This window comes from Haloarcula sp. S1AR25-4 (assembly GCF_031624555.1).
Taxonomy (GTDB): Archaea; Halobacteriota; Halobacteria; order Halobacteriales; family Haloarculaceae; genus Haloarcula; species Haloarcula pellucida.
The window spans coordinates 50271-76117 of sequence record NZ_JAMQOR010000005.1; the positions used below are offsets into that span (position 1 = coordinate 50271).

Genomic DNA, 25847 nt, shown 5'->3' on the forward strand with positions numbered 1-25847 from the left:
ACGACCCCCGACCAAAAATTCCGTTTTAACGTATCCGAATGAAACGGCGGTGATTCAGGTACTGGTACGTGATTTCCCGGAACGTCCCGTCCATGGTCGGGGTACTGTTAACGATGCTCCTTGTTCCATGGTGTATCTAGACATGGAGTCAGACGACTCGCCGAAGAAACTCGATCGTCGAACAGTGCTACGAGCGTCCGGTCTCGCGGGCCTCGCTGGCCTCGCCGGCTGTGTCAGCACCACCGACGACGGTGGCGATGGCAGTGACGGCGGTGGCGGCGATGGCGGCGATGGCGGCAGTGACGGGGAGAGTACGGACACCGAGGGCGACGGGGGTGGTGGTGACGGCGGCAGCGGTCCCTACAACATCGGCATGGTCGACGCGCTGACGGGGTCGCTGTCGGCGTTCGGCGAACGGAACCAGCGCGGGAAGGACCTCGCTCTGGAGGCCGTAAACGACATCGGTATCGACGGCCGTGAACTCTCGATCACCGTCGAGGACTCGGAGAGCGAGAGTCAGGGCGGCGTCTCGGCGGCCCAGAAACTCGTCAATCAGGACGGCGTGCCCTTCCTCATCGGGGCGGTGGGGTCCGGCGTCTCGCTGGCTATCTACGAGAGCGTCGTGCAGGGCACCGACGTCGTCCAGTTGAGCCAGAACTCCACGGGCCTGTCGCTTACTGACTTCCCGGGTCTGCTCCGGATGTCGCCGACGGGCCGGACTCAGTCGACGGCGCTCGCGAACATCATCGCCGAAGACGGCTACGACACCGTCGCGCTGACCTACGTCAACAACGACTACGGGCAGAGTCTGGCCGACGCGTTCGTCGAGTCCTACGAGGGCGAAGTGGCGTACAACAGCCCCCACGACCAGGAACAGCAGTCCTACTCCAGCGTCGTCTCGGGGATGAACAGCTCCGGCGCCGACGCGTGGCTGTTCGTCACCTATCAGGCCGAGTTCGCGACGATGGTCAACGAGGTGTACTCCAGCGGGTACGAAGCGCAGTTCTACGGCGCCGACTCCGTCTCCGGGGACAACGTCATCGAGAACACCCCCGAGGGGAGCATGGACGGCATGAAAATCGTCGTCCCCTCCGCGCCCGTAGAGGAGGAGAACTACCAGCAGTTCGCGTCGGCCTTCGAGGAGGCCTACGGCGAGCAACCGACCGCGTGGTCGGCCTACGCCTACGACTGCGTGGTGACCGCCGCGCTGTCGATTCAGGCCGCCGACGAGTTCACCGGTGCGGCGCTGCAGGAGACGGTCCGCGACGTGACCCGCCCGGAGGGCGAGCAAGTCACCTCCTTCGAGGCCGCGAGCCAGATTCTCGCCGACGGCGGTGGCCCCAGCGACGTCGACTATCAGGGCGTCAGCGGCCCCATCGACTTCGACGAGAACGGTGACCCAGTCGGCTTCCTGCAGATTCTGACCGTCCAGGACCACGATTACGTCGGCACCGGATTCATCGAATCCTGAGCCGGACCATGGTCTTCGACTATCTCGCCAGCGGGCTCGTATTCAGCAGTATCATCGTGCTCGGGAGCATCGGGCTGTCGCTCATCTACAGCATCGCGGACTTCGCGAACTTCGCCCACGGCGATACGATGACGGTCGGCGCGTACGCGGCGTTCCTCACCTTCGGGGCCGTCGGCGGCCTCGGCGGCAGCGTCCTCGGTCTCCCACTGGGCTTTTTCGTGGCACTGGTGGCCGGCATCGTCGTCGCCGCCGTCGTCGCCGTCCTCACGGAGAAGGTCGTATACGACGGGATGAACGCGGGGTCTATCGAACTGCTCATCACCTCTATCGGTATCGCGTTCGTCTACCGCGCCATCATCCAGATCGGATTCGGCGCGGACTTCACGCGTTACGAGGTCCAGACGCTCCGCCCCATCGAGGCGTTGCTTCCCTACGGGATTCGGGTCACTCAGCACGACGTGGCCATCGTCCTCTCGGCGCTGGTCCTCGTCGGGTCGCTCCACACCCTACTCCAGTACAGCGACCTCGGGCGGAAGATGCGCGCGATGGCGGACAACCCCGACCTCGCGCGGGTCAGCGGCATCCGCACCGACCGCGTGAAACTCTGGACGTGGATAATCGGCGCCGGCCTCGCGGGCTCGGGCGGCGTGTTCCTCGGCCTGTACAATCAGCTCTCGCCGCGGATGGGCTTTAACCTCCTCTTGCTCATCTTCGCCGCCGTCATCCTCGGCGGTATCGGCTCCGTCTACGGGGCCATGCTCGGGGGGTTCCTCATCGGGATGATAAACCAACTGACGCCGGTGCTGTCGGATATCGCGCTGCTGACCGACATGGGTGCCCTGTTGCCGCTGGTTCCGGACAGCTTCGGCATCACCATCGGCATCGAGTACGCCAACGCCATCGCGTTCGTCATCATGGTCGCCGTGTTGCTCGTCCGACCGAACGGCATCGCCGGGGAGGCGACCTGAGATGAGTGCTCTCTCCGACCCGAAAGGGTACTGGGCGGACCTCACGCGGTCCGAGCAGGGCGTCCTCGCGTTCATCGTCGGCTTTGCGGGTCTTCTGCTCGTGGGCCTGCTGACGGGTGCGCTCGCGCCGACGTACTTCCTCTATCTCGTCGGCCTCGCGGGGATGTACGCCCTGCTCTCGTTCGGCCTGAACTCGCAGTGGGGCTTTACCGGCCTCATCAACTTCAGCGTCGCCGCGTTCTTCGGCGTCGGCGCGTACGGGACGGCGCTGATGAGCGCCAGCAGTTCGCCCATCGCCGGCGACGTACTCCCAATCGTCGGCCTCGTCGTCGCACTCGGCGTCGCCGCCCTGCTGGCGCTCGCCATCGGGATTCCCACGCTTCGCCTGCGCGCGGACTACCTCGCCATCGCCTCGCTCGGACTGGCCGAGGTCGTCCGTCTGGTCGTACTGAACGAGCGGCAGTTCACCAACGGGAGCGCTGGCGTCCGTGGTATCCCGCCGTTCTTCGAAGGGGTCCCCGTGCTGGCGACACTGCCGGAGACGATGCCGGGGCTGGCGGTTCGCCCGCTGCCCGGCACGACTATCGTACTGGAGACGCCGTTCTGGAGCGCCCTGTTGAACGTCGCAATCGTCCTCGGGTTCGTGGGCATCAGCTACGCCGTCTTGCGGCGCGCCCACCGCTCGCCGTGGGGGCGCGTCCTGCGGACCATCCGCTCGGACGAGGACCTCGCGCGAGCGCTGGGGAAGAACACCTACGGGTTCAAGATGCAGTCGTTCGTCCTCGGGAGCGTCATCATGGCGCTCGCGGGCGTGTTCTACGCCCACCTGAACCTGTTCGTCAGCCCCGGCGACTTAGATCCGGTGACGACGTTCTACGTCTGGGTCGCCGTCATCCTCGGCGGCAGCGGGTCCAACCGCGGCGCGCTGTTCGGCGGGTTCGTCATCGTCGCCATCCGGGAGGGGACCCGGTTCCTCAACGAGTTCGCGTGGATTCCCATCGACGTCGCGCCGCTCCGACTGCTGCTCATCGGCGTCCTCATCGTCGTCCTGATGCGGTACCGCCCGCAGGGCGTGCTGCCGCCACAGCGAGAACTAATCTGGCCGAAGGTCGTCGACGAGGCACCGGACCGACCGGACTCCGGCGTCCGCGAGGCCAAGGCAGGTGGTGGCGATGACTGACGCCGACGCGGCGGCGGCGGACGCCGCCGAGACGGCCACGGCGGCCGACCGGTCGAAAGACGACGTCGTCCTGCGCGTCGAGGACTTACAGAAGTCCTTCGGCGCGCTGACAGCCACCGACCACGCGACCTTCGAGGTCGAGCGTGGCACGATCACGGGCCTCATCGGGCCCAACGGCGCCGGGAAGTCGACGCTGTTCAACCTCGTCTCCGGGTTCTACGAACCGGATGGGGGCCGCGTCGAGGTCAACGGTACGGCGGTCACCGGGATGGAACCGTACGAAATCGCCGACCACGGGCTCATCCGCACCTTCCAGACGCCGCGGAAGCTAGAGGGGATGACCGTCCGGGAAGCGATGCTGGTCGGCCCGCGGAAACAGCCCGGCGAGTCGTTCCTGAACCTGTTCTTCAAACCCGGCGAGGTCGGGGAGCACGAGGCGGCGAATTTAGAAGAGGCCGAACGCATCCTCGAGGAGTTCGAGATAGACCACCTCGCCACGCAGCCAGCGACGAAGATATCCGGCGGGCAGATGAAACTCGTCGAACTGGCCCGCGCGATGCTGGCCGACCCGGAACTGCTCTTGCTCGACGAACCGGCCGCCGGGGTCAACCCGACGCTGCGGAACAAACTCGCAGAGCAGATACGCCGCCTCAACGAGCAGGGGACGACGTTCCTGCTCATCGAACACGACATGGACTTCGTCATGAAACTCGCCGACCCAGTCATCGTCCTCGATCAGGGCAGCGTCCTCATGGAGGGGTCGCCACGCGAGGTACAGACCGACGAGCGCGTCATCGACGCCTACCTCGGGGGGAGTCCATGAGCGGCGACACCGTTCTGGAACTGTCGAACGTCGACAGCGGCTACGGGGAAGTGCAGGTCCTAGAGGACCTGTCGCTACACCTCGACGCGTCGGAAATCGTCTGCCTCATCGGTCCCAACGGCGCTGGGAAGTCGACGGTCCTCAAGACCGCCTTCGGCATGCTGACGCCGTGGGAGGGAACCGTCACCTACCACGGCGACGAGATCGGCGGGATGGCGCCCGAAGACATCGTCCGCGAGGGCATCGGCTACGTCCCGCAGACGGACAACGTGTTCGGGACGCTCACCATCGAGGAGAACCTGCGGATGGGCGGCGTCGCCCGCGAGAGCGGGCTGGACGAGGTGATCGAGGACCTCTACGAGCGGTTCCCCCTGCTCGACGACACCCGGAAGGCGAAAGCCAAGACGCTCTCTGGTGGTCAGCGACAGGTGCTCGCGTTCGCGCGAGCCCTGGTGATGGAACCCGACGTGTTGCTCATCGACGAACCGTCGGCGGGACTGGCCCCGAACACCGCCGACGAGGTGTTCGGCCACGTGCAGGCGGTCAACGACATGGACACGGCCATCCTGATGGTCGAGCAGAACGCGAAGAAAGGGCTCGGCATCTCCGACCGTGGGTACGTGCTGGATCAGGGGACGGTGCGGTTCGAGGACGCCGCCTCGGAACTGTTGGACAACGAAGACGTCTCGAAACTGTATCTGGGCGGCTGAGACCGGCCCCCGTCACCCCACCGCGTCGAGTGTTCTCGGGGCGACGGGTGCTGGCGTGTCCGAACGGCCGCCACTATCGACCGAACCGCTGGCCGAGTGACGGCCCCCTCCCACCCCACCGTGTCGAGTGTTCTGTGTCTCACAGGGTCGGGCCGGAGTGGGCCGTCGGCGCGGTGTCGGTACGGCCGACGTGACCGACGGGGCGACCCGCGCTCACCGGGCCGTGGCTGGACGGACGTAACCGGCGACCAGCATCTCCACGCGGATGAGAACTACGCCCGCCGCTGTGAGAGCCCTGAGGACGTCAAAGCGGACGTCGTCGGTACGGACCAATAGGGGCGGTACTCTATGACGTCGTCGTGACTGTCGAACCACAGGTCCGCGAGACGAGAACGGACCATTCACGTAGGTCCACGCCAACCGACAGACGAGTCGTCGGTTCGCTGCCAGAACACTCGACACGGTGGGGTGGCTATTCGGGGTGAAAGACTTTCACTCGACGCAGTCGACACGGTGGTTTTATGTACTGAATGTCCATACGGTGCGGCAATGGCGAGGTTCACCCGCGACGAGGACGTGTTCCGCGACGAGGACATGCTGCGGGAGGACTACCAGCCGGATTCCATCGCCGCCCGGGACGACGAACTGGCCGCCTACGAGAACGCGCTCCAGCCAGTCATCAACGGCGCGCAGCCGCGCAACATCTTCCTCTATGGGAAAGCGGGCGTCGGCAAGACGGCGGTCACGCGGTTCCTGCTCTCTCATCTGAAACAGGACGTCGCCGAGTACGACGACGTCGACCTCTCGGTGTACTGGCTGAACTGTACGAACTTCTCCTCGTCGTATCAGGTCGCTGCGAACCTCGTGAACCTCCTGCGCCCGGCGAACCAGCAGATAAGCACGACCGGCTACCCCCAGCAGACCGTCTTCGATATGCTGTACGAGGAACTGGAGGACGTCGGCGGGACGGTCCTGCTGGTCTTAGACGAGATAGACCACATCGGCGAGGACGACGACATCCTCTATGAACTCCCGCGGGCGCGCTCGAACGGCTATCTCGATACCGTCAAGCCCGGCGTCATCGGCATCAGCAACGACTTCGGGTTCCGAGAGACGCTCTCGCCGAAGGTCAAGGACACGCTCTGTGAGGAGGAGATTCACTTCCCGCCGTATCAGGCGCCCGAACTGGAGTCGATACTGACTCAACGCGTCGACGGTGCGCTACGGGAGGATGCGTTGTCGGCGGGAGTCCTGCAACTGTGTGCCGCTATCGCCGCACAGGATACGGGGAGCGCGCGACAGGCGCTCGACTTGCTGTACAAGGCCGGCGACATCGCCCGCACGCACGGCGACCCGCCGATAGTCGAGGAACACGTCCGCGAGGCCTCACAGGAACTCGAACGCGGCCAGATTCGCCACGGGATGCGGGAGTTGACCCACCACGGTCACCTCACGCTCATCGCGACGCTCTCGCTGGCGTTCGAAGAGCAGATGCCGGCCCGCGTCCGCGAGATCTACCCAGTATATCGGACCGTCGCCGACCAGTCGGGCACCGACCCGCTCGTCCGCCGTCGGATGCACGACCACCTCGCTGACCTCGCGATGGTCGGCATCCTCCAGCGAACCGTCCGCAACGAGGGACGGGCCGGCGGGCAGTACCACGAGTACGAGTTCGACGTTCCGCTGGACCTCGTCTGTGACGTGGTCCGGGAGCTGGACGACATCGCCACGCCCAGCGTCGTCGCGCGCCACATCTAAGCGGGTGAGCGTTCGGTCCGGCCCGCTCGGCTCTGCCTGCTCGACCAGTCACCTCGTTGTGAGAACACTCGACACGGTGGGGTGAGAGGGGCGACCGCCACGTCGAGATGGGGCGGGCACGTACGTTCCCGGCAGCGGGTAGTACTCACCGTCGACACGTTCCGCTCACAGGGCGACGCCCCGGCACGGGAACACTCGACACGGTGGGGTGCGGGGGTAGTGGCTGTCGGTAGAGGCCCGTCGGCGCCACGTTACCGTCGCCCGCGGTCCGGCCGTCGCTCGAACGCGAGTATCCGTCGCCCACGAGCCCCCTCCCCCGGGAACGCAGAACACTCGACACGGTGGGGTGGGCGTGTCCGTCCACCACTGCGCTCGTGACGTAGAATTATCAACTGCACGCGCGTATCGTCCCGGTACGGATGTACGACACTATCCTCGTACCAACGGACGGGAGTGACCACGCGCTCAGAGCGGCGACACACGGGGCGTACCTCGCCGACCTGTTCGACGCGTCGATCCATCTGCTCGCCGCCGTCGACGTGGACGCCGCGAGTGGCCCCTTCTCGGCCGGCGGCGTCGACGACGAGTTCATCGAGCGACTGAAAACCCAAGCGGAGTCGGCCGTCGATGCCACCGAGTCCGCGGTGGCGAACGTCGAGACGGTCCGACGAGAGGTCCTGACCGGCCGGCCGTCGGACGTGATTCTCGATTACGTGACCGCTCACGATATCGACGTCGTCACCATGGGGACCCATGGGCGCGGTGGTCTCACGCGGGTCCTGACGGGTAGCGTCGCAGAACGCGTCCTGCGCCGGTCGCCCGTCCCGGTCCTCAGCGTCCGCGCGACCGAGGAGACGCAGGTCGGCGAGGGATACGACGAAGTCCTGATTCCGACCGACGGAAGCGAGCCGGCGACCGCCGCCGTCGAACACGGAGTCGCCGTCGCCCAACGGGCCGACGCCCGGGTCCACGCCGTCAGCGTGGTCAATCTCGGCGACCTCGCCACGGGGTCGGAGATGGGTGTCCCGCCGGGCGTCCTCGACCACCTCGAGGAGTCGGCCGCCGAGGCAGCCGAGTCGGTCGCCGAGACGGCACGTGCGGCCGGTCTCGACGCGGTCACGGCGACGCCGACCGGATATCCGGGTCAGGCCCTGCTGAAGTACGTGACGGACGCCGGCGTCGACGTCGTCGCGATGGGGACCCACGGCCACACGGGCCTCGACCGGGTCGTGTTGGGAAGCACGGCCGAACGTCTCGTTCGCCGGTCGACTGCACCCGTTCTCACGGTGAGTACGCGCCAACGAGACGAGTGATGCCGTGTCGACCCCGACGAACCGGACCGACCGTCAGTCAGGACTTATAGTCCACCCAACCAAATTAGTACAGATATGGAGTCAGACCACCCCGTGTCGATGGCGGACGACGAGGTAGACGAGTTCCTCGGAAACGGCGGCACTGGCGTCCTGTCACTGTCGAGAACGGCGGTCCACTCTCCGCACTCGGTACCGGTATCGTACGGATACGACGCGAACGCTCGGACGTTCTACTTTCGCCTCGCCGTCGGCCCCGAGAGTTCGAAGACCGACCTCGACGACCGTCCCGTCTCCTTCGTCGTCCACCGGCAGGTCGACGATCGGTGGCAGAGCGTCGTCGCCACCGGCCAACTCGAGGACCTCGCGGAGTCAGACATCGCGACCGAGACGCTTTCGGGCCTCGACAGAGTCGATATTCCGCTGATCGACATCTTCGAGGAACCGACGCGAGTGGTGGATTTCGAGTTCTACCGTCTCGTCCCCGAGGCGCTGACCGGCCGCGTCGAGTCACCGGGGCGGACCTAACCGGGCAAGAGGAGGTTGACGACGGCGACGACGAGGCCGGCCAGCGCCATCCGGGCCGCCGCGACGTACCACCGCTGGTCGGAGATAGACCCCATGTACGCCCCGAAGGCACCGAGGACGCCGATGCCGAGGCCGACGGCAGCGATTGCCGCCTCGGTCATGCTCAGCACGGTGCCTTCCAGCAGAAACGGCGACAGCGGTATCAGCACGCCGACGGTCGGTCCCAGTCCGCTCATCGCCGCGTGGAGCAGTCTCGCCCCGCGGTGTTCTCGCTGGATGCGAGTGTCGTCGAGGTCCGTCAGCATCGCGCGTTCGAGGCGGCGTATCTCCGCGCGCTTCTCTGCCCGTTCTATCTCCCAGACGCTCCAGACTGCCGAGGTACCGAGACCGACGGCCGCCCCGAGTCCGATCTTTATCACGGTGAGGCCGTTCGGGACCCCCGAGAGTACCGCCCCGATGACGACGCCGATGCACGTCAGCGTCCCGTCGAACCCGTTGGAGATGAAGTACCGTCGCGAGATCGCGAGGACGTCCTCTTTCCCCAGCAATCGGCGCAGTAACTCACGCGCGGAGGCCACGGCTGTCACCCGTCCTGAAGCGTCGGTTGGTCGTCGACGACGTACTCGCCGCAAGCGACTTGATCGACGGAGTGGACGGTGCCGCCGAGACTCTCGATGGTCGACTCGATGGCCGACATGTCGAGGGCGTCGCCCTCGACGGTGACCTTGACGTTCTGTACCTCCTGATCGAGTTCGATGAGCGAGGTGGTCGCGCCGTCGACGCTGTCCGTCTCGCTGACCCGTTCGGTGAACTCCAGCAACGGCGGATCGTGTGGTTTCAGCACGTCCACGACGAGTCGGCGGACTGGGGCCATGGGGAACTCTCCGACCGGCCGATACGTAAACCCGCTGCCCGTGCCAACGCCAAACACACTTAGTGCCGGGCCGAGTCACTCCGAGTGTGGACCCGCCCGCACACGCTCAGTCCCCCGACGCCGTGTACGACGCCCTCGACAGCGGTCCCGATGGCCTCTCGGCCGAGTCGGTCCGCGAGCGACGGGCCGAACACGGCCCGAACGAGGTGGCCCGCGATCAGGGACGGTCGGTGTTTCGCATCTTCTTCGCACAGTTCCAGAGCGTCCTCATCTACGTGCTGGTGGTCGCGGCGGCGCTGTCCGTCTGGGCCGGCCACGCCGTCGACGCCGTCCTCATCACCGTCATCGTCGTCGCCAACGGCCTGTTCGGGTTCGTACAGGACTACCGCGCCGAGGAGAGTCTCGCCGCGTTGCGCGAACTGACCGCGCCGACGGCGACGGTTCGCCGGGCCGGAACGACGACCGACGTGGAGGCGACACGACTGGTTCCGGGCGACGTCCTTGAACTGACCGGCGGCGACGTGGTGCCGGCGGACTGCCGCCTCGTCGAGACGACGGGACTGGAAATCGACGAGGCCGCCCTGACCGGCGAGAGCGCGCCGGTCGGGAAGTCCGCGGACGCCGTCGACGCGGACACGCCGCTGGCCGAGCGGACGCCGATGGCATACAAGGGGACGAACGTCACGCGGGGCCGGGGCGTCGCCGTCGTCACCGCGACGGGAATGGATACCGAAGTCGGCGCTATCGCGCAGGAACTGGCCGCGACGGAGACGACCGAGACGCCGCTCCAGCGGGAACTGGACTCGCTCGGGCGCAGACTCGGCCTCGGCGTGGTCGTACTCGCCGCCCTCGTCGTCCCCCTCCTGCTCTTGCAGGGCACGGACCCGTTTCAGGCCGCGCTGACGGCGGTGTCGCTCGCCGTCGCTGCCGTCCCGGAGGGCCTCCCAGCGGTCGTGACGCTGACGCTCGCGCTCGGCGTCCGCCGAATGGCCGACGAGAACGCGCTGGTCCGCCGGCTCCCGGCAGTCGAGGCACTCGGCGGCGTCGACGTGATCTGTACCGACAAGACGGGGACGCTCACGCGAGGGGAGATGGCCGTCAGCAGGGTCTGGATCAACGACAGCGTGGTCGAACACGACACCGAACCCGTCGAAGACCGCGTCCACCTGCTGTTGCGGGCCGCCGCACTCTGTAGCGACGCGACGCCGGACGGTGACGCCGGCGACCCGACCGAACGAGCGCTGGTGGCCGCCGCCGAGGACGCGGGCATCGACGTGGCGGCCCTGCGGGACGACCATCCCCGGACCGACGAGATACCGTTCTCCTCCGAGCGCAAGTGGATGGGGACGGTCCACGAGGAGCGCTCGTATCTCAAGGGCGCGCCGGAAGTGGTCCTCTCGAAGGCCGACCACGTCCTCACCGACGACGGCCCGGAACCGCTCACAGACGAGGGGGCCGACCGGATTCGCGAGCAGGTCCGAACGTTCGCCGACGACGCGCTCCGGGTCCTCGCCGTAGCCTACACGGAGGGCGACCTTACCGCCGACGGGGTCGCCGAGGACGCCCTCGTCTTCGTCGGCCTCGTCGGTCTCATCGACCCGCCGCGCGAGGAGGTGGCCGACGCCATCGCCGCCACGGAGCGAGCGGGCATCGACGTGAAGATGGTGACCGGAGACAACGTCCGCACCGCCGCCGCTATCGCCGAGTCGCTCGGGATGCACACCGAGGTGATGGAGGGTCGGGAACTAGCCGGGATGACCGACGAGACGCTCCGTGACCGCGTCGAGGACGTCGACGTCTTCGCGCGGACGGCCCCCGAACACAAGGTCCGAATCTTGCGGGCGCTACAGGCCAACGGCCACCGCGTCGCGATGACCGGCGACGGCGTCAACGACGCGCCTGCGCTGAAACACGCCGACATCGGCGTCGCGATGGGGATTCGCGGCACCGACGTGGCCAAGCAAGCCAGCGACATCGTCTTGCTCGACGACAACTACGCGACCATCGAACGGGCCGTCGAGCGCGGTCGGGCCATCTTCGACAACGTCTGGAAGTTCGTCGCGTACCTCCTGAGTGCGAACATCGCCGAGGTGGCTATCGTCTTCATCGCCTCGCTCTTTGGCTACCTCGTCCTGCCGGCAGTGCAGTTGCTGTGGATTAACCTGTTGACCGACGGCCTCCCGGCAGTGGCGCTCGGTGCGGACCCTTCGAGCGAGAACGTGATGGACCGCCCGCCGCGGGACCCCGACCGCGGCATCGTAGACCGGGGGATGCTCGGTCTGATGGGCGGGTTGGGCACTATCTCGACGCTCCTCATGCTGGGGTTGCTGTTGCTGACTCTCGATGGCGCACCCGCCGTGACGCCCTACGCCATGACGATGGTCTTTACCGGGTTCGTCGCTATCGAGTTCGAGAAACTGTACGTCATCCGGTGGCTCAGAGAGACGCCGACGCTCTCGAATCTGTGGCTGGCCGGTGCGGTGGCCGTCTCCGCCCTGTTGCAACTGGCCGTGCTGTACACGCCGCTGCGCCGATACTTCGGTACCGTCGCGCTCACTGTGAGTGACTGGGGTCGCATCGGGACAGTGCTCGCCGTTGCGCTCCCTGCCTACCTCGCCGTCGCCGTCGCAGTCAGGCGGTGGAACCGGGGCAAGCGCTGACCGCTCTCGCCCCCGCGTTTTATCCTGTCGGGTGACGAATCGGTGACTACGGGCCGCCACGACGGCGGCTACGGCGACATCCCGTAGTCCCCACTATGTACGACCACATCCTCTTCCCGACGGACGGGAGCGACACGGCCGAATCGGTCCTCGACTACGTCCTCGACGTCGCGGCGGCACACGACGCGACGCTGCACGTCCTGCACGTGGCGGACACGAACCGCGACAGCGTCACTGACGTCCACGGCGAAATCGTCGACGTCCTCGAACAGGCCGGCGAGCGAGTCGTCGAGACGGTGGTCGACCGGGCGACCGACCGCGGCGTGACCGCGGAGGGCGAGGTCATGCAGGGCGACCCGTCGCTGACAATAGCCGACTACGCAGCGGAGTACGGGATGGACCTCGTCGTGATGCCGACCCACGGCCGGCGCGGCCTCGAACGCGTGTTGCTCGGCAGCGTCACCGAACGCGTCCTCAACGCCGCTCCGGTCCCTGTCCTCGTCGTCAACCCCGACGGGGAGGCCGAGTACCGCTACCCGTGTCGGCGCGTCCTCGTGCCGACGGACGGCAGTCCGGGCGCAGAGCGCGCGCTGGCGGAGGGCGTCGACGTCGCCGCGGCGACGGGTGCGACGCTCCACGTCCTCCACGTCGTCGAGACGGGATCGCTCGGACCCGACGCACGGTCGGTCATCAGAGACAGCGAACTCGACGAGCACGCCCACGAGATTCTCGACTCGGCCGTAGAGACTGCCGAAGAATCGCTCGACTCGGTGACCGGATCCGTCGTCTACGGGACCCCACACCGCGAGATTCGGGCGTACGCCGAATCCGAGGGCGTCGACCTCCTCGTCCTCGGAACGCAGGGCCAGACGAACTTCAGTTGGTACGCGCTCGGTGGCGTCAGTTCGAAACTCGTCCGGTCCTCGCCCGTCCCGCTCTTGATGACGCGAACCGCCGAGGACTGAGCGCGGATCGGCGGGTCAGGCGAGACCGCCCAGCAGGATACCGACGGCGAAGGCGACACCCGCAGCGAGCATCCCGACGCCGAGCATCTCTGTGCCCGCCACGGGCCACTTGCGGTCGGTGACGACGCTCCGACTCGCACCGATACCGAAGAAGGCGACGGCCGTCGCCGCCACGGAGACACTGAACGTGGGGACGCCACCGAACGGGTCGGTCAGTACGAGCGCCACGACGTAGGGCAACAGCGGCATCCACCCGGCGAACACGAACGCGAGAAACGTAGTCAGCGCCGTCCACGACGGCGGTTTCACGGCCGTAGCGGTGCCGGTCTGTGCCGTCTGGTAGTCCATCGCCGAGCGCTGACTGAGGAAGTTGCTCATCCCCATCGAGAACCCGTCGGCAAAGAGGTTCGCGAAGCCGAGAATCAGGACGATGCCTGGGTCGAGTGCCGCCCCGGCGACGCCGGCGACGATAGCGAACGTCGTGATGATGCCGTCGTTGGCGCCGTAGACGACTTCCGCGATGTAGCCGCCTGCGTCCTCGACGCCGCCGTCGAGTAGCTCGGTCAACATACCACACACTGCGGGAGGCATCGTTGTCAATCCCGATGCCTGTTCGGCCCGGTGAAACCCCGAACTGACCGGCCACTCTGGTCAGTAAATGCTTGTATCGGGAGTGCCAAGTGAGGGCAATGAGCCACGCGCAGACGCTGTGGGACCTCCTCTCGGACAGTGACGAACTCACCATCGTCTGCCACAACAACCCCGACCCGGACTGTCTGGCCAGCGCCGTGGCGCTCGGCCAGATAGCCGCCAGCACCGGCATCGACGAACGGCACATCCTCTACAGCGGGGAGATATCTCACCAGCAGAACCGGGCGTTCGTCAATCTGCTGGACGTCGAACTGCGCCCTTTCGACCCCGAACTGGTCCAGAACCGACCGTCCGGGTCGCTGCTGGCGTTCGTCGACCACTCGAAACCCGGCGCGAACAACCGCGTCCCCGAGGGGACTGCCGTCGACATCGTGCTGGACCACCACCCGGCAGAGGACGTCGAAGCGACGTTCGTCGACCACCGGGAGGACGTCGGTGCGACGGCCACCATCCTCGCGGAGTACGTCCGCGAGTTACCGATGGACCCGGACGCCCGAGTCGCGACGGCGCTGTTGTTCGCCATCCGCCGGGAGACGCTTGGCTTCCTCCGAGGGGTGACGCGCAAGGAGTACGAGGCGGCGAGCTACCTCCACGACTTCGCCGAGTCGGACCTGCTCAGGCAACTCTCGTCGCCAGCGGTTAGCGGCGCGACGGTCGACGCGATCGCCGACGCCATCCACAATCGGAGCGTCAGGGGATCGGTCCTTATCTCTCACGTCGGCCGGACCAGTGAGCGCGACGCGCTTCCGCAGGCGGCCGACTACCTCGCGACCCTCGAAGGCATCGAGACGGCTATCGTCTTCGGTATCATCGACGATACGATTCAACTGAGTGCGCGGACGACGGACTCCCGAATCCACATCGGCGAAGTGCTTGCGAGCGCCTTCGACGACGAGGGCAGCGCGGGCGGCCACCGCGAGATGGCCGGCGCGGAAGTCCCGCTGGGTATCTTCTCTGACTACACCAGCGACGACGACGTGCTGGTGGGTATCGTCGAACAGGTCATCAACAGCCGCCTGCTCGCGGCGCTCAACATCAAAGACGACGATAACTCGGGGAACAAGGGCGGCGACGACAAAGACTGACCGACTCAGACGAACCGGAACGTCTCTAGGTTCTTCGGGTTGAACGTCCGCATGTTGAACTTCTGGTACAGCGCCGAGGAGAGCTGGTTCGTCGAACTCTCGTCGCCGTGGACACAGAGCACTTTCTCTGGTCGGGGGTGCATCGTCTCGACGAACGTCTCCAGCCCCTGCCGGTCGGCGTGGCCGGAGAACCCGTCCACCGTCTCGACGCCGAGTTTCAGGCTGACGCGCTCCGCTCGGGGACCGCTCTTGTCGGACATCGATATCTCGTCCTGTCCGCGCTGAATCTGGCGTCCGAGAGTGCCTTCGGCCTGATAGCCGACGAAGACCATCGTGTTGTCCGGGTCGCCACCCAGCAGGCGGAGCCACGACATGACGGGACCGCCGGTGACCATCCCCGATGTGGTGAGGATGATGGCCGGTTCCTCGTCGACGATGTCCTGTCGCATCTCCTCGCCGCCGTCGACCTGCTGGAACTGCTCGGCGAGGAACGGGTTGTCGTCCTCGTAGAGGATGCGGTTGCGCAGGCTCTCGCGCAGGTACTCGGGGTAGGCGGTGTGGATGGCCGTCGCCTCTCGAATCATCCCGTCCAGATACACCGGCATCGTCGGGATGTCGCCCTTGCTCATCGCCTCTTCTAAGACGAGCATCAGTTCCTGCGAGCGCCCGACGGCGAAAGCCGGGATGAGGATGTGGCCCTGCTTCTCGTGGGCCTCGTTGATGACGCGCTTGAGGACGCGTTCGGAGTCCGCTTGGTCGGTCTGGTAGTCGTTTTTCCCGCCGTAGGTGGATTCGAGGATGAGCGACTCCACGCGCGGGAAGTCGTTGACTGCGCCGTCTAACAGGCGGGTGTCCTTGTAGTGGATGTCACCCGAGAACGCGACGTTGTACCGCCCTTCACCGATGTGGAAGTGACACACCGCCGACCCGAGGATGTGGCCGGCGTTGTGCATCGTGAGTTTGATGTCCGGCGCGATGTCGGTGACGTTGCCGAACTCAAGCGGGATGGTGTGTTTCAGGGCGTCACGGACCTGCTGGCTCTCGTAGGGCGGGGCACGGCCCTCCTTGGCTGCGACGTCGAGGTAGTCGAGTTGGAGCAGGCCCATCAGGTCCCGCGTCGGTGCGGTGGTGTAGATGGGGCCGTCGTAGCCGTACTTGAACAGGATGGGGATGAGCGCGGAGTGGTCGAGGTGGGCGTGTGTCAGGACGACGGCGTCGATGGAGTTCGGCCCGGCCGCGAGCGCTTCGGGCACTTGGAGATACGGCACCTCACCTTCGGCACCGGGTTTGTCGCCACAGTCGATGAGGATGCGCGATTCTGGCGTCGAGAGGATGAAAGAGGCGCGACCGACCTCGCGGCAACAGCCGAGCGTCGTCAGGCGGACCCAGTCGTCGTCGGCCGTCGTCGGCCGGTTTATCTGGCGGCCGACGCGTTCGAGGATGTCCCGGCGCTCGTCGCGTTCCTGTTTCAGGAAGTTCCGGACGTTCGAGACGGTCGAAGACTCCATCGGCGGCGTACGGACGACTTCGGGCGTCCAGCCGACGCTTGCGGCTATCTGGTCCAGCGTCTCGCCGTGACGACCGATGACGCGGCCGGGTTTCTCGGCCTCGATGAACACCTCGCCCGTTGCGTCGTCGAAGTCGAGGTTCTGGACGCCGGCGTCCTCGGGGATGGTCTCCTCGATCTTCGCGCGGGCTTCTTTCTGTGGGATAAGTGCGTCCGCCGTCGGACGAACGTTGATGCGTTTTCGGAGGGTCTGTGCGAGGTTCCGGACGATACCGTCCCGGTTGGCGATCTCCTTGGCGTCGGGCGTGTAGATCACCAGTTCCGGACCTTCGAACGTCACCGACGATATGGTGATGTCGTCCGGCGTCTCTTCCTCGACCTGTGCTTTGATCTTCTCAAGCGTCTCGTCTGCGGTACTCATGTATGCGGGAAACTGCGATTGAAGACTTCGGCCGTCGAAGAACAACGGCTATCGAATGTCGTTATCTAGGGGATGTGCGACCACGGATAAGAACCTTTGCTTCCCGAGACGACGACCGAAACGACCGGTAGCCGACGTGTGTCGCGATACCGTGCGCCGACGAGCGGCCCGACCGTCCCATTTTAGTAGCCGACACGCCACCGTTCACACATGGGTTTTGGTAGCTACGACGAATCCGAGCAGAAAGACCAGGACGTAGACACAGACGACAGCGAAGGCGTCGCCGTCCACGAGAACGACCACGACGGCGAAGTCTCGTTCGACACCGAGGCGTCGACGAGCGACCTCGTCGACAAACTCGGCGACATCAAAGACAGCGAGTAGCGACCGGCGACACCGACCGCGGACGCGACTGTTCTGGACGTTTTTCGAGGCGCACGCCGACAGCCAAGGGGTCGACGGTCAGGCGTTCAGCGTCGCTTCGAGGTCGCCGTTCTCGTCTAACTGTTCGAGGATGTCGCTGCCGCCGACGAACTCGCCGTCGACGAACGTCTGGGGAATCGTCTCGCGACCGCTGTACTCCGAGAGGGCCTCGCGGTAGGCCTCCGTGGCTGTCAGGACGTTCACCGTCGCCACGTCCTCGCGGTACTGCTTGATGAGACCGATGGCCTTCCGGGAGTAGCCACACTGTGGCATCATCTCGTTGCCCTTCATGAACAGGGCCACCTCGTTGTTCTCGATGGTCTCGTCGACCTTCTCCTGAACCTCTTCGCGGGAGAGTTCCTCGGGTTCGAAGCTCATGGGCCCCCGTAACACGTCGGGAGGGAAATGACTACCGCCGTCGCCAGGTCACTCGGGCGTCGAGGTGGTCAGTTCGATGGCGTGGATGTCTCGCGTGAGATGCTCGCCGAGAGCGTCGTGGACGAGTTGGTGTTGGTCGACGAGTGACTTCCCTTCGAAGGCCGGCGACACCACGTCGACGGCGTAGTGCTTGTCGTCGTCGGGGTCCCGCGGCGTGGTGACTGTGGCCGTTGCGTCCGGAATCGCTGCCTCGATGAGTGCCTCGACTTCCTCGGCGTCCATGTCTCGGGTCAGGTCGCCAGCGAGGAAAACAGTTGGCTTCCCGCTATCCGGCGACGGCTTGGCGGCCCCACCGCGGGGCGTTACTCCGTTCGGTCGAAGGCCGTCACCGCTGCGGCCTCGGTGGTAGCGTAGACGCTCCCGTCGGTGACTGCTGGGGGCTGGACGACCCGTTCGCCGGTCCGGTAGGCGCGAATCTCGCTGCCGTCGCTCGGGTCCAGCGCACGTACGGACGGGCCGCTTCCGAGATACACCGCGTTGTCGGTAGCGCTGGGTGCCGTGATGGCGTCGAGGTTCGGGTCGGTGTACTCCCAGACTTCGGTTCCGTCCGCGGCGTCGACGGCGACGAGGCGGTCTCCGCCCGAGGCCATCACTTGGACGTAGACTCTGTCGTCGCCCGCCGCGAGGCCCTGGACGCTCCCGGCGACATCGTAGCGCCACTGGTCGTCACCCTCGGCCGAGACGGCTCTCAGGGTGCTGTCGCCGGCCGCGAACGCCTGCGAGTCGTTGGTCGCGGCGTGTTCGACCTTTCCGAGGTCGGTCCAGACGATGCTACCGGTCGCTTTCGTGAGCGCGAACAGGCGGTTGTCGGTACCGACGACGACGCGGTCGCCCAGACTGGCCGGGCCGGCGGTGACTGTCGCGAGCGGGGGACAGCCAGAACCAGTGAACGTCCAGCGCGTCTCGCCGCTCTCCGCGTCGATGGCGTACACCGCTGCAGCGTCGCCGTCGACGCCGCTCCCGACGTAGACGGTTCCTTCGACGGCTAACGGGGCCGTCGTGAGTGGTTTGAGGCTCTTGGTCCATCGCTCGGACTCCCTTTCGAAGAGGCCGTCCGTCTCGACGATGTCGTAGGCGGTGAGGTCGTCCCCGTCGACGGCGTAGACGCCGGTGTCGCCGACGCCGAGAGTCCCGTCGGAACTGGCAGCCCAGCGGTATCCGCCTTTGTCGTCCTCGATGGCCTGCAGGAGGCCCCCCTCCGAGGTTTGATGGCTGACGTAGACGCCGTACTGGCTCGCTACCGGCGGCGTCTCGGGGACGTACTCCGACTCGTCGCCGTCGCTGTCGAACGTCCGTAGCTCGTAGGACCAGCGGAACGACCGCGGGCCGTCGACGAGTTCCTGAAGCGTGTCGCCGCCGGTAAAGAAGTACAGCGACCCGTCGGCGAGGTAGACGCCGAGCGGTTCAGCGATTTCGAGTTCCGTCCGGTAGTGGCGCCATCGCTCCTCGCCGGTGGCCGTATCGAACGCGACGAGTTGTTGATAGAAGTCGGTCCCCGTGGGTACGTACAGGGTATCGTCGGCGACGGCCAGTTGGATGTAGTTGGCCTCGCCGGGTTCGGCCTCCCACAGCTCCGTGCCGTCGGCGGCGTCGATGGCGTGTACCGAGTCCGGGTACCGGCGGACGAAGACCCGCCCGTCGGCGACGACGGGCGTCGACCGGATGTCGTACTCCGCGTCCGTCCGCCACTGTTCCTCGCCCGTCGCTTGGTCGAGCGCGGCAACGTTCTCGCCCCGTACGACGTAGACGGACCCGTCACCGACGACGGGCGGGAAATCGCTCGTGGTCCCGGTCCACTGCTGTTCACCGGTCGCCGCGTCGAGGGCGTACAACCCTTGCGAGGAGGAGATGAAGACGGTTCCGTCGGCCACCGCCGGAACCCCGAACAGCTTGTACGTGTGGACGTCGCCGGGCGTCTCGAACGCCCACTCGCGGGTCCCGTCGGCGAGCGAGACGGCGTGACACCAGCCAGTGTCCGACGCGACGTAGACGGTGCCGTCGACGACTTTCGTCGAGGAACTGTCCACCGAGTCGGTCTCGTACTGCCAGCGGACGCTGCCGTCGCTCCGCGAGAGTGCGGTAACGACGCCGCCGCCGCTGACGACGAGCGTGTCGCCCGCGACGGTCGGCGCGAGGTCTTCATCGATGGGTTCGTCGGCCGCCGAGAACGGCGTCCTCCACACCGCCGAGCCCGTTTCGAGGTCGGTGGCAGTGACGCTCCCACTCGCGTAGTAGGCGACGCCGTCGGCGACGGCCGGCCGTGAATCGGTGTATATCCCGGTCCGTACCGACGACCCGACTTTCGGGAACTCGACGCCGGGACCTGACGCTACCGACCCGGTGTTCCGTGCGTCGTGCTGGAAGGTCGGCCAACCGTCGTCGTCGGTCGCGGCAGTCGTCGTACGGCTACCGACGGCGGTGAGACTGATACCACACGCAGCGAGACCGATTCCTTTCAGGAACGTACGTCTGTCGTTTCGAAACATAGGCGGCGGGTCCCCGTACTGATAGTGTCTCTATATTTATCCGGGCGGTAAGATTCCGATACCGACCGTTCGGGACCAACCGCGTTTCCGCTTCCGTGTCGGAACGATCGCCTTCGTCGTTTCGTCTCGGTACGGCCAACGCCGCGGCAACTCCGATTCGCGGGCGTTATCGGGAAATTAAGCCGGGGCGAGCTGATACGTTACGATCGGTGACGCTGTCGGCCGACACGCTCGAACGGCGACGCGGGATGGCGGACCTGCCCCGTAACCGGACCGACGGACTCGTAGCGACGGTCGCGGTGACGGCGTTCGTGCTGACGCTCGGCGACGACGCCCCCGCCACCGTCTTCTGGACGTCCCGCCTTCGGGCTGGAACTCGGAGGAAAACGGTGGGTACCTCTGCTTCCGTCTGCGGCGCTACACTAGGTGTCTCACTCCGGTTCGCCCCGCTCTGAGAGCGCCCCGAGCGGTCTGCACTCGCTGGTGTCAGGCGAGTTCCGTTCGGGCGCGCCCCGCGAGCAGACAGTTCTGTCGACCCCGCTCAGTTCTCGACCGGGTCGACGACGATTTCGCCGGTACCACGAACGACGACCAGCAGGCCCTCGTGCGTGAAGGAGAGTTCGATATCGCCGTCGGCAGACAGGAGCAGTCCGTCCATCGCTTCGAGGTCCGCCGTCTCGTACAGCGGCCCGATGTCGGTCGGGTGGCTGTTCATCGCGACGCCGATCGCCCGGCACACCGCCTCGCTCGGTGGGATATCGTCCCAATCGAAGTGGTGGCGCACCGGTTCTTTTCCATCTACGTTCTGCGGTATCGCTTCGACCCCGCCATCTGATCCTTCGATGCTCGTCATTTGCGATTCCACTCGTCCTTAGACTGATTCCCTAATCAAAAGTGCCTAGCGTTTTCACGGCCTGAAAGAGCCGTCGGACGACTCGGACTGACAGACGCTACAGCGGCCTGAGGGGAGCTCTGGCACCGGAATAGCTATCCGAGCAGCCGTTGGTGAGTCGGTTTCATACAGCGGTCCTGTACCACGCGGCGGCCCGCCGATTCGGCGCGCTCGACGGCGTCGTCGTCGTGGATGCCCAGTTGCAACCAGACGACCTGTACGTCCTCGCGTTCGAGGACGGCGTCGACGATGTCACTGACCTCCTCACTGGGGCGAAACACGTCGACGATGTCTATCTCGCCGGGGACGTCGGCGAGCGAATCGTAGGCCTCGCGCCCGAATATCTCGTCGGCGAACGGGTTGACCGGGACGACGTCGTATCCCTCGTCTATGAGGTACTTCGGTATCTCGTGGGCGTCCTTTCCGGGAGTGGTCGAACACCCAACGACAGCGACGCGGTTCAGGCTCAGTATCTCGCGGAGTTCGTCGTCGTCGGTGACCGGCATATCCGATCGTAGACCCTCTAGCGCTAAAAACTGGACGGCGTCTCGCGGCGGTGACGCCCATCAGGGACGTTCCGACCCCGGGTCGTCGACGGGTAACAGGCCGGTCGCCATCAACCGGCGAACGATCGTCACGAGGCCGTTGTCGAACCCACGCCCGAAGATGGCCTTCTCGTCGTCCTCCCGGCCCGAGCTAGTGCTTATCAGGATGGTGGTGCGGTCGACCAGCAGGAGGCGTTCGATGTCCGTCTGGTCGTCGGGATCCGACGACGCGAGCCACGAAAGCCCGGAGACGAACACCTCGGCGTCCGGGAGTGCCGACTGCACTGTCGTCCGTAGCTCTTCGATAGCCGCGCCGACGATTATCGTGACGCCACGCTGTTCCGCCGCTTCGAGCGCGTCCTGCAGGCTCTCGGTGAACATCGTCTCGTCGCCGAGAATCAGGACTACCTCGTCGTCGGCCTCACTGACCAGTTGCTCCGTCCGGGCCGTTATCGTGCGATTCCCCGACAGCGCCCACACTTCGTGGGTCACGTCTCGCTCCGGTTCGGTCGTGATCGGTTCGAGTGCTTTCAGCGTCTCTCTGAGTGACTCGGTCCGGTCGTGGTACTCGTCGCGCAGAATGTCGGCTGCCTCGTCTACGGAGACGGCACGGAACTGCTGGGGATTCGAATGGTGGATCTCCACCAACCCTTTCGACTCTAAGACGCGGACGGCGTCGTAGACGCGTGTCCGTGGTACCTCCGAGCGCTCACTAATGTCTTTGGCAGTGCCCGCGGATACTCGCGAGAGCGCTACGAACGACTTCGCTTCGTACTCTTTCAAGCCGAGTTGCTGGAGCAGTTCTATCGCTTGATCGTCGCCTGTAAGCTCGTTCATGTGGGTCCCAACCTACGCCACGGCTGTCCCGAGGCTACGTGGCAGTTCAGTCGCCATGGGAAAGACGCTTGGGCTCCGAAGACGGAATTTCTCGACCGATTCCGCGACGACCGAGACGAACCGTTATTGTCTGGTATCCAATAGGTTACCACAATCCGCGACGAAGCTCATTCACTCACTTAATCACAACACAAATATGTACGTCCGGGATTGATATTGAGGCGGCGCGTGGACCTAGTCGGGTCCCAACTCACTACTTCCACGCGTCGTACTGACTGAGAACGGAGCGCCGTCTAGCGCGGCGAGTGATGCCAATATGTCGCAGGAATTACCCCAGAGCCCACACACTTCGAGGCGATCAAACAGCTACGGACCCTTCGGTCTGCGTGCCTATGCAGCCCCGACGTTCGTTGCTCTCGTCGAACTGGGGGAAGGAACGGCACAGGCGTAAGCGGCGTCGCCGATGCCCCACGGACGCGCGTCTACGCACGCTGCCGACGAGTTACAGCACAGAGGACCGGCCGTCGTCCTCCGGATGCTGTTCGCGCGGACGCTCGACGGGAACCGCAAATGACCGTCACTCACGCTCTCACAAAACTGATTTACGCGCTGCCAATGACCGTACTCTCACTACCGAGTACTGCTGTAATCTACGAGATTCGACACCATGTACGAGGACAACCCAGATTCTGACGACAGCACAGCGCGTACAGAGTGGGACTCTGTCGCCGACTTGATCACGTCACTGCTGACGGCTGTCGCCGACGAAACCGGTACCCGGGTGAGCGATCTCCCACCCCTGAACGACTTCGTCGACCCGGACGCTATGGAGTCTCTCCTGACTAGTGACCGCTCTGAGACGATCCAGTTGTCGTTCAACTACACCGGCGTGAGAGTGCACATCGACAGCGACGGCTACCTGTTCGTCCAACAGCGAACCGGTCCCACGGAGTAAGTCCACCGCTCACTCGAACGTGTCCGCGATGAACGTCAGCAACTCCTCGACCGAGTCGATACCGTGATACGAGACCGTCCTGTGTTGCCTGTCGTATTCGAGTAGGCCCATCTCGTCCAGTTTCGGGAGGTCGACGTGATGGAGTGTGACTTCGAGGCGCTCTTTCTCTCTACTGGGCGGTACCGTCGTGCTATCGGCCGAATTGCGGAGCGCGTCGGCGAGAGTAGCGACTTCGACTGGCCCGTCACCGTTCCCCGCGAGATAGCGGAGGGCTTGTCGTCGTCGTCCAGTCTGTACGGCTTGCAGCGCTTCCTCTACGGTAGGCGAGTGACTCTGCTGATTCATTGTGTCTCGGGCTATGCCCTGTCGGAACTATGGGCATATTTGCTTGGTAATAGACGACACACGCTGATCAGGGTGCCGTTCACCATGATACTCACAGGATATCCGCTCACCACCGGTCGGCAGATCACAGTCGGTGTTTTGTGCGTGGGTGTGTCGATACGCACACGAGCGACCGGACCCCGAGCGCGTTGAACGCGCCGCCGTCGGCCGACGCGGCACTTCCGCCGTCACTCGTACGTGTGGGTGTAGCCGCCGTCGAACAGCAGGTCGCCGCCGTTTAGGTGTTTCGCGTGGCTGGAAAACCCGAAGACGAACAGGTTGGCCACCTCCGCCGGGGCCATCATCTCTTTCGTGCGGGCCTGTCCGAGCATCACGTCCTCGATGACTTCCTGTTCGGAGATGCCCCGCTCTGTGGCCGTGTCCTCGATTTGGTCGACCATCAGCGGGGTCAGGACGTAGCCGACGCTGACCGAGAACCCACGGAGCGTCCCGTCGCCCTCGGCGGCGATGGCCCGCGTCAGCCCGGTGAGGCCGTGTTTCGCGGTGACGTAGGCGGCCTTGTCCTTCGTCGCGTAGTGGCCGTGAACCGAGGACATATTGGCGATTGCGCCGACGCCGTCGTCGGTGTCGCGGACGTGTGGCATGGCGGCCTGCGCCATCTTGAACGGCGACCGGAGCATCACGTTCGTCAGACGGTCGTACGTCTCCATCGGGAACTCCGGGATGCTCGCGATGTGTTGCATGCCGGCGATGTTGGCGACGAAGCGGACGTCACCCTCCTCGGCGGCGGCCGCGACGACGGCTTCCACGTCGTCGTCGTTCGTGAGGTCCGTCTCGACGCCGTGGAACGTCCCGTCGACGCCACAGTCCTCGGCGATGTCGCCCGTCTCGTCCAGTCCCGCCCGGTCGATGTCTGCTCCGACCACGGTGAGGCCGTTTGCGGCCAGCGCCACCGCCGTCGCGCGGCCGATACCGGAGGCCGCACCGGTGACGACGGCGACGGTGTCCGCCTCGAAGTACGGGTCCTCGAGCACGAGGAAGTCCTCGTGGGTCAGTTCCGGCGCGCTGAGGTCGAACTCGGAGTCAGTCACGTCGTATCACTCGAACGGAACGTCGGCCCCCTGCACATTAACTCCCCACCACGGTCCGAGGCGGGACTACGGACACCCGGTAACCGCTCGGTTACCGAGCGACTTTACGTAACCAGACAATAGGTAGTAGTGTACAGTAACCCCTCCCACGACAATGGCTACGAACACCACTGACACCGACGACGCGGACGACAGATACCCCACCACAGGGCCCGATACGGAGTCGTACGACCGATACCGACACGTCACCACCGGTGACGAGGCGATAATCTACGACACCGAGACGGAGGGCGCGTGGATACAGGCCGAACTGTCGCTGGACCTCGAAGACTGGCAGTAACCCGGACTGAGTGCGCCGTTGCTTTTGCTGTATGCTGCCCGATACAGCGCTCGCTCAGCGGATGCCGCCGTCCTCGCTGTCGGGTTCTCGGAGGTGCTCTTGGCCCCACTGAGCCATCGCGGTGATGACCGGTTCGAGCGACGCGCCGCGTTCGGTCAGCGAGTAGTTGACGCGGAACGGTTGCTCGTTGACGACCTCTCGGTCGACGAGGCCCTTCTCCTGTAAGTCTTCGAGACTGTCCGAGAGCACTTTCGACGAGATGCCGTCGACGTTCTCCTTGAGTTCGTTGAACCCCGAGGGGCCGCTGTCGAGGAGACGGTGGACGATGACCGGGTGCCACTTCTTGCCGATGAGCGTCGCAGTCGTCGTGATGGGGCACCAGTCCTCGCCGGCACACCACACTTCCAATTGCTCTGTTGTATCGCTCATACGCCGTCGTTTGCGCTCCAGTGACTAATAGTTACGTGGCGTAATCGAGTTACTGCTAGTTACCAACTGTTCTCGTGTGTCGACTGCGGGTCTCGGCCCGTGGACACGGCAGCGTTTCGGACGCTCGACGGTGACCCGGTCCCGCCGTCGCCGTC

Annotated in this window: 27 protein-coding genes; 14 read left to right on the top strand and 13 right to left on the bottom strand. The window is 65.4% G+C overall.

What is annotated here, in order from left to right:
- The first annotated feature begins 142 nt into the window (after window positions 1-142).
- From NDI85_RS19470 to NDI85_RS19505, 8 genes are all read left to right on the top strand, one after another.
- On the top strand, window positions 143-1471 hold the full coding sequence (locus NDI85_RS19470; RefSeq protein ID WP_188997884.1) for an ABC transporter substrate-binding protein: 1329 nt from the start codon (window positions 143-145) through the stop codon (window positions 1469-1471).
- 8 nt (window positions 1472-1479) lie between these two features.
- Window positions 1480-2439, top strand: a complete 960-nt coding sequence (locus tag NDI85_RS19475) for a branched-chain amino acid ABC transporter permease (protein ID WP_188997882.1) — start codon at window positions 1480-1482, stop codon at window positions 2437-2439.
- A gap of 1 nt (window position 2440) precedes the next feature.
- Window positions 2441-3619, top strand: a complete 1179-nt coding sequence (locus tag NDI85_RS19480; RefSeq protein ID WP_188997879.1) for a branched-chain amino acid ABC transporter permease — start codon at window positions 2441-2443, stop codon at window positions 3617-3619.
- Complete coding sequence (locus NDI85_RS19485) at window positions 3612-4442, top strand: ABC transporter ATP-binding protein (RefSeq protein WP_310916699.1); 831 nt, start codon at window positions 3612-3614, stop codon at window positions 4440-4442. Before NDI85_RS19480 ends, NDI85_RS19485 begins: the two co-directional genes overlap by 8 nt.
- The gene (locus NDI85_RS19490) at window positions 4439-5152 is read left to right on the top strand and encodes an ABC transporter ATP-binding protein (protein WP_310916700.1); all 714 of its coding nucleotides are present in this window, start codon (window positions 4439-4441) and stop codon (window positions 5150-5152) included. Before NDI85_RS19485 ends, NDI85_RS19490 begins: the two co-directional genes overlap by 4 nt.
- 549 nt (window positions 5153-5701) lie before the next feature.
- A complete protein-coding gene (locus NDI85_RS19495; protein WP_188997871.1) occupies window positions 5702-6910 on the top strand; it encodes an orc1/cdc6 family replication initiation protein in 1209 nt (402 codons plus the stop codon).
- 419 nt (window positions 6911-7329) lie between these two features.
- A complete protein-coding gene (locus tag NDI85_RS19500; RefSeq protein ID WP_188997869.1) occupies window positions 7330-8223 on the top strand; it encodes a universal stress protein in 894 nt (297 codons plus the stop codon).
- Window positions 8224-8298: 75 nt separating this feature from the next.
- Window positions 8299-8748 (top strand): pyridoxamine 5'-phosphate oxidase family protein, encoded by a 450-nt coding sequence (locus tag NDI85_RS19505; RefSeq protein ID WP_166971041.1) that lies wholly within the window; start codon window positions 8299-8301, stop codon window positions 8746-8748.
- Here the strand turns inward: NDI85_RS19505 and NDI85_RS19510 are convergent.
- Together NDI85_RS19510 and NDI85_RS19515 are read right to left on the bottom strand one after the other, a co-directional pair.
- On the bottom strand, window positions 8745-9326 hold the full coding sequence (locus NDI85_RS19510; protein ID WP_188997866.1) for a VIT1/CCC1 transporter family protein: 582 nt from the start codon (window positions 9324-9326) through the stop codon (window positions 8745-8747). The two genes, NDI85_RS19505 and NDI85_RS19510, sit on opposite strands and share 4 nt — an antisense overlap.
- 5 nt (window positions 9327-9331) lie before the next feature.
- A complete protein-coding gene (locus tag NDI85_RS19515) occupies window positions 9332-9622 on the bottom strand; it encodes a DUF211 domain-containing protein (RefSeq protein ID WP_166971037.1) in 291 nt (96 codons plus the stop codon).
- 86 nt (window positions 9623-9708) lie between these two features.
- On the opposite strand from NDI85_RS19515, the gene NDI85_RS19520 reads away from it, so the two are divergent.
- Together NDI85_RS19520 and NDI85_RS19525 are read left to right on the top strand one after the other, a co-directional pair.
- Window positions 9709-12282, top strand: a complete 2574-nt coding sequence (locus tag NDI85_RS19520; RefSeq protein ID WP_310916701.1) for a calcium-translocating P-type ATPase, PMCA-type — start codon at window positions 9709-9711, stop codon at window positions 12280-12282.
- A 95-nt stretch (window positions 12283-12377) separates the two neighbouring features.
- Window positions 12378-13247, top strand: a complete 870-nt coding sequence (locus tag NDI85_RS19525) for a universal stress protein (protein ID WP_310916702.1) — start codon at window positions 12378-12380, stop codon at window positions 13245-13247.
- Between the two features lie 15 nt (window positions 13248-13262).
- On the opposite strand, the gene NDI85_RS19530 is transcribed toward NDI85_RS19525, so the two are convergent.
- Window positions 13263-13817, bottom strand: coding sequence for a VIT1/CCC1 transporter family protein (locus NDI85_RS19530; protein WP_188997858.1), 555 nt, complete (start codon window positions 13815-13817; stop codon window positions 13263-13265).
- Window positions 13818-13936: 119 nt separating this feature from the next.
- Between NDI85_RS19530 and NDI85_RS19535 the strand changes: the two genes are divergently transcribed.
- Window positions 13937-14983 carry a bifunctional oligoribonuclease/PAP phosphatase NrnA gene (locus NDI85_RS19535; RefSeq protein WP_188997854.1) on the top strand — a complete coding sequence of 349 codons (1047 nt, stop codon included), beginning with the start codon at window positions 13937-13939 and terminating at the stop codon, window positions 14981-14983.
- A gap of 5 nt (window positions 14984-14988) precedes the next feature.
- On the opposite strand, the gene NDI85_RS19540 is transcribed toward NDI85_RS19535, so the two are convergent.
- Window positions 14989-16911: a beta-CASP ribonuclease aCPSF1 gene (locus NDI85_RS19540; protein WP_188997851.1), complete on the bottom strand. Its 1923-nt coding sequence runs from the start codon at window positions 16909-16911 to the stop codon at window positions 14989-14991.
- 210 nt (window positions 16912-17121) lie between these two features.
- Here NDI85_RS19540 and NDI85_RS19545 point away from each other — a divergent pair, with 210 nt between their 5' ends.
- Window positions 17122-17295: a DUF5786 family protein gene (locus NDI85_RS19545; RefSeq protein WP_166971025.1), complete on the top strand. Its 174-nt coding sequence runs from the start codon at window positions 17122-17124 to the stop codon at window positions 17293-17295.
- Between the two features lie 78 nt (window positions 17296-17373).
- Here the strand turns inward: NDI85_RS19545 and NDI85_RS19550 are convergent, their stop codons facing one another.
- The 6 genes from NDI85_RS19550 to NDI85_RS19575 form a co-directional block, all read right to left on the bottom strand.
- The gene (locus NDI85_RS19550; RefSeq protein WP_188997848.1) at window positions 17374-17712 is read right to left on the bottom strand and encodes a glutaredoxin; all 339 of its coding nucleotides are present in this window, start codon (window positions 17710-17712) and stop codon (window positions 17374-17376) included.
- 48 nt (window positions 17713-17760) lie between these two features.
- Entirely contained in the window at window positions 17761-17994 is a 234-nt protein-coding gene (locus NDI85_RS19555; protein WP_188997846.1) for a BolA/IbaG family iron-sulfur metabolism protein, read from the bottom strand.
- 80 nt (window positions 17995-18074) lie between these two features.
- A complete protein-coding gene (locus NDI85_RS19560) occupies window positions 18075-20258 on the bottom strand; it encodes a PQQ-binding-like beta-propeller repeat protein (protein ID WP_310916703.1) in 2184 nt (727 codons plus the stop codon).
- A 541-nt stretch (window positions 20259-20799) separates the two neighbouring features.
- Window positions 20800-21111: a HalOD1 output domain-containing protein gene (locus tag NDI85_RS19565; protein WP_188997841.1), complete on the bottom strand. Its 312-nt coding sequence runs from the start codon at window positions 21109-21111 to the stop codon at window positions 20800-20802.
- 134 nt (window positions 21112-21245) lie between these two features.
- Complete coding sequence (locus NDI85_RS19570) at window positions 21246-21656, bottom strand: CoA-binding protein (RefSeq protein WP_310916704.1); 411 nt, start codon at window positions 21654-21656, stop codon at window positions 21246-21248.
- Between the two features lie 60 nt (window positions 21657-21716).
- Window positions 21717-22532, bottom strand: coding sequence for a TrmB family transcriptional regulator (locus NDI85_RS19575; protein WP_188997835.1), 816 nt, complete (start codon window positions 22530-22532; stop codon window positions 21717-21719).
- Window positions 22533-23199: 667 nt separating this feature from the next.
- Here NDI85_RS19575 and NDI85_RS19580 point away from each other — a divergent pair.
- Entirely contained in the window at window positions 23200-23487 is a 288-nt protein-coding gene (locus NDI85_RS19580; protein ID WP_188997832.1) for a HalOD1 output domain-containing protein, read from the top strand.
- Window positions 23488-23496: 9 nt separating this feature from the next.
- Here NDI85_RS19580 and NDI85_RS19585 read toward each other — a convergent pair whose 3' ends face one another.
- The gene (locus tag NDI85_RS19585; RefSeq protein WP_310916705.1) at window positions 23497-23832 is read right to left on the bottom strand and encodes a hypothetical protein; all 336 of its coding nucleotides are present in this window, start codon (window positions 23830-23832) and stop codon (window positions 23497-23499) included.
- 227 nt (window positions 23833-24059) lie between these two features.
- Window positions 24060-24923, bottom strand: a complete 864-nt coding sequence (locus NDI85_RS19590) for an SDR family oxidoreductase (RefSeq protein WP_310916706.1) — start codon at window positions 24921-24923, stop codon at window positions 24060-24062.
- 154 nt (window positions 24924-25077) lie between these two features.
- Between NDI85_RS19590 and NDI85_RS19595 the strand changes: the two genes are divergently transcribed.
- Window positions 25078-25263, top strand: coding sequence for a hypothetical protein (locus NDI85_RS19595; RefSeq protein ID WP_188997824.1), 186 nt, complete (start codon window positions 25078-25080; stop codon window positions 25261-25263).
- 54 nt (window positions 25264-25317) lie between these two features.
- Here NDI85_RS19595 and NDI85_RS19600 read toward each other — a convergent pair whose 3' ends face one another.
- On the bottom strand, window positions 25318-25692 hold the full coding sequence (locus NDI85_RS19600) for a helix-turn-helix domain-containing protein (RefSeq protein ID WP_188997822.1): 375 nt from the start codon (window positions 25690-25692) through the stop codon (window positions 25318-25320).
- Window positions 25693-25847: the final 155 nt, after the last annotated feature.

Bases quoted from the DNA above. Each gene is read 5' to 3' on its own strand.
- NDI85_RS19560 (WP_310916703.1), bottom strand. From the start codon at position 20,258: ATGTTTCGAAACGACAGACGTACGTTCCTGAAAGGAATCGGTCTCGCT.
- NDI85_RS19575 (WP_188997835.1), bottom strand. From the start codon at position 22,532: ATGAACGAGCTTACAGGCGACGATCAAGCGATAGAACTGCTCCAGCAA.
- NDI85_RS19505 (WP_166971041.1), top strand. From the start codon at position 8,299: ATGGAGTCAGACCACCCCGTGTCGATGGCGGACGACGAGGTAGACGAG.
- NDI85_RS19515 (WP_166971037.1), bottom strand. From the start codon at position 9,622: ATGGCCCCAGTCCGCCGACTCGTCGTGGACGTGCTGAAACCACACGAT.
- NDI85_RS19475 (WP_188997882.1), top strand. From the start codon at position 1,480: ATGGTCTTCGACTATCTCGCCAGCGGGCTCGTATTCAGCAGTATCATC.
- NDI85_RS19550 (WP_188997848.1), bottom strand. From the start codon at position 17,712: ATGAGCTTCGAACCCGAGGAACTCTCCCGCGAAGAGGTTCAGGAGAAG.
- NDI85_RS19595 (WP_188997824.1), top strand. From the start codon at position 25,078: ATGGCTACGAACACCACTGACACCGACGACGCGGACGACAGATACCCC.
- NDI85_RS19580 (WP_188997832.1), top strand. From the start codon at position 23,200: ATGTACGAGGACAACCCAGATTCTGACGACAGCACAGCGCGTACAGAG.
- NDI85_RS19565 (WP_188997841.1), bottom strand. From the start codon at position 21,111: ATGACGAGCATCGAAGGATCAGATGGCGGGGTCGAAGCGATACCGCAG.
- NDI85_RS19485 (WP_310916699.1), top strand. From the start codon at position 3,612: ATGACTGACGCCGACGCGGCGGCGGCGGACGCCGCCGAGACGGCCACG.
- NDI85_RS19490 (WP_310916700.1), top strand. From the start codon at position 4,439: ATGAGCGGCGACACCGTTCTGGAACTGTCGAACGTCGACAGCGGCTAC.
- NDI85_RS19470 (WP_188997884.1), top strand. From the start codon at position 143: ATGGAGTCAGACGACTCGCCGAAGAAACTCGATCGTCGAACAGTGCTA.
- NDI85_RS19545 (WP_166971025.1), top strand. From the start codon at position 17,122: ATGGGTTTTGGTAGCTACGACGAATCCGAGCAGAAAGACCAGGACGTA.
- NDI85_RS19495 (WP_188997871.1), top strand. From the start codon at position 5,702: ATGGCGAGGTTCACCCGCGACGAGGACGTGTTCCGCGACGAGGACATG.
- NDI85_RS19600 (WP_188997822.1), bottom strand. From the start codon at position 25,692: ATGAGCGATACAACAGAGCAATTGGAAGTGTGGTGTGCCGGCGAGGAC.
- NDI85_RS19540 (WP_188997851.1), bottom strand. From the start codon at position 16,911: ATGAGTACCGCAGACGAGACGCTTGAGAAGATCAAAGCACAGGTCGAG.
- NDI85_RS19480 (WP_188997879.1), top strand. From the start codon at position 2,441: ATGAGTGCTCTCTCCGACCCGAAAGGGTACTGGGCGGACCTCACGCGG.
- NDI85_RS19535 (WP_188997854.1), top strand. From the start codon at position 13,937: ATGAGCCACGCGCAGACGCTGTGGGACCTCCTCTCGGACAGTGACGAA.
- NDI85_RS19555 (WP_188997846.1), bottom strand. From the start codon at position 17,994: ATGGACGCCGAGGAAGTCGAGGCACTCATCGAGGCAGCGATTCCGGAC.
- NDI85_RS19525 (WP_310916702.1), top strand. From the start codon at position 12,378: ATGTACGACCACATCCTCTTCCCGACGGACGGGAGCGACACGGCCGAA.
- NDI85_RS19585 (WP_310916705.1), bottom strand. From the start codon at position 23,832: ATGAATCAGCAGAGTCACTCGCCTACCGTAGAGGAAGCGCTGCAAGCC.
- NDI85_RS19500 (WP_188997869.1), top strand. From the start codon at position 7,330: ATGTACGACACTATCCTCGTACCAACGGACGGGAGTGACCACGCGCTC.
- NDI85_RS19530 (WP_188997858.1), bottom strand. From the start codon at position 13,817: ATGTTGACCGAGCTACTCGACGGCGGCGTCGAGGACGCAGGCGGCTAC.
- NDI85_RS19570 (WP_310916704.1), bottom strand. From the start codon at position 21,656: ATGCCGGTCACCGACGACGACGAACTCCGCGAGATACTGAGCCTGAAC.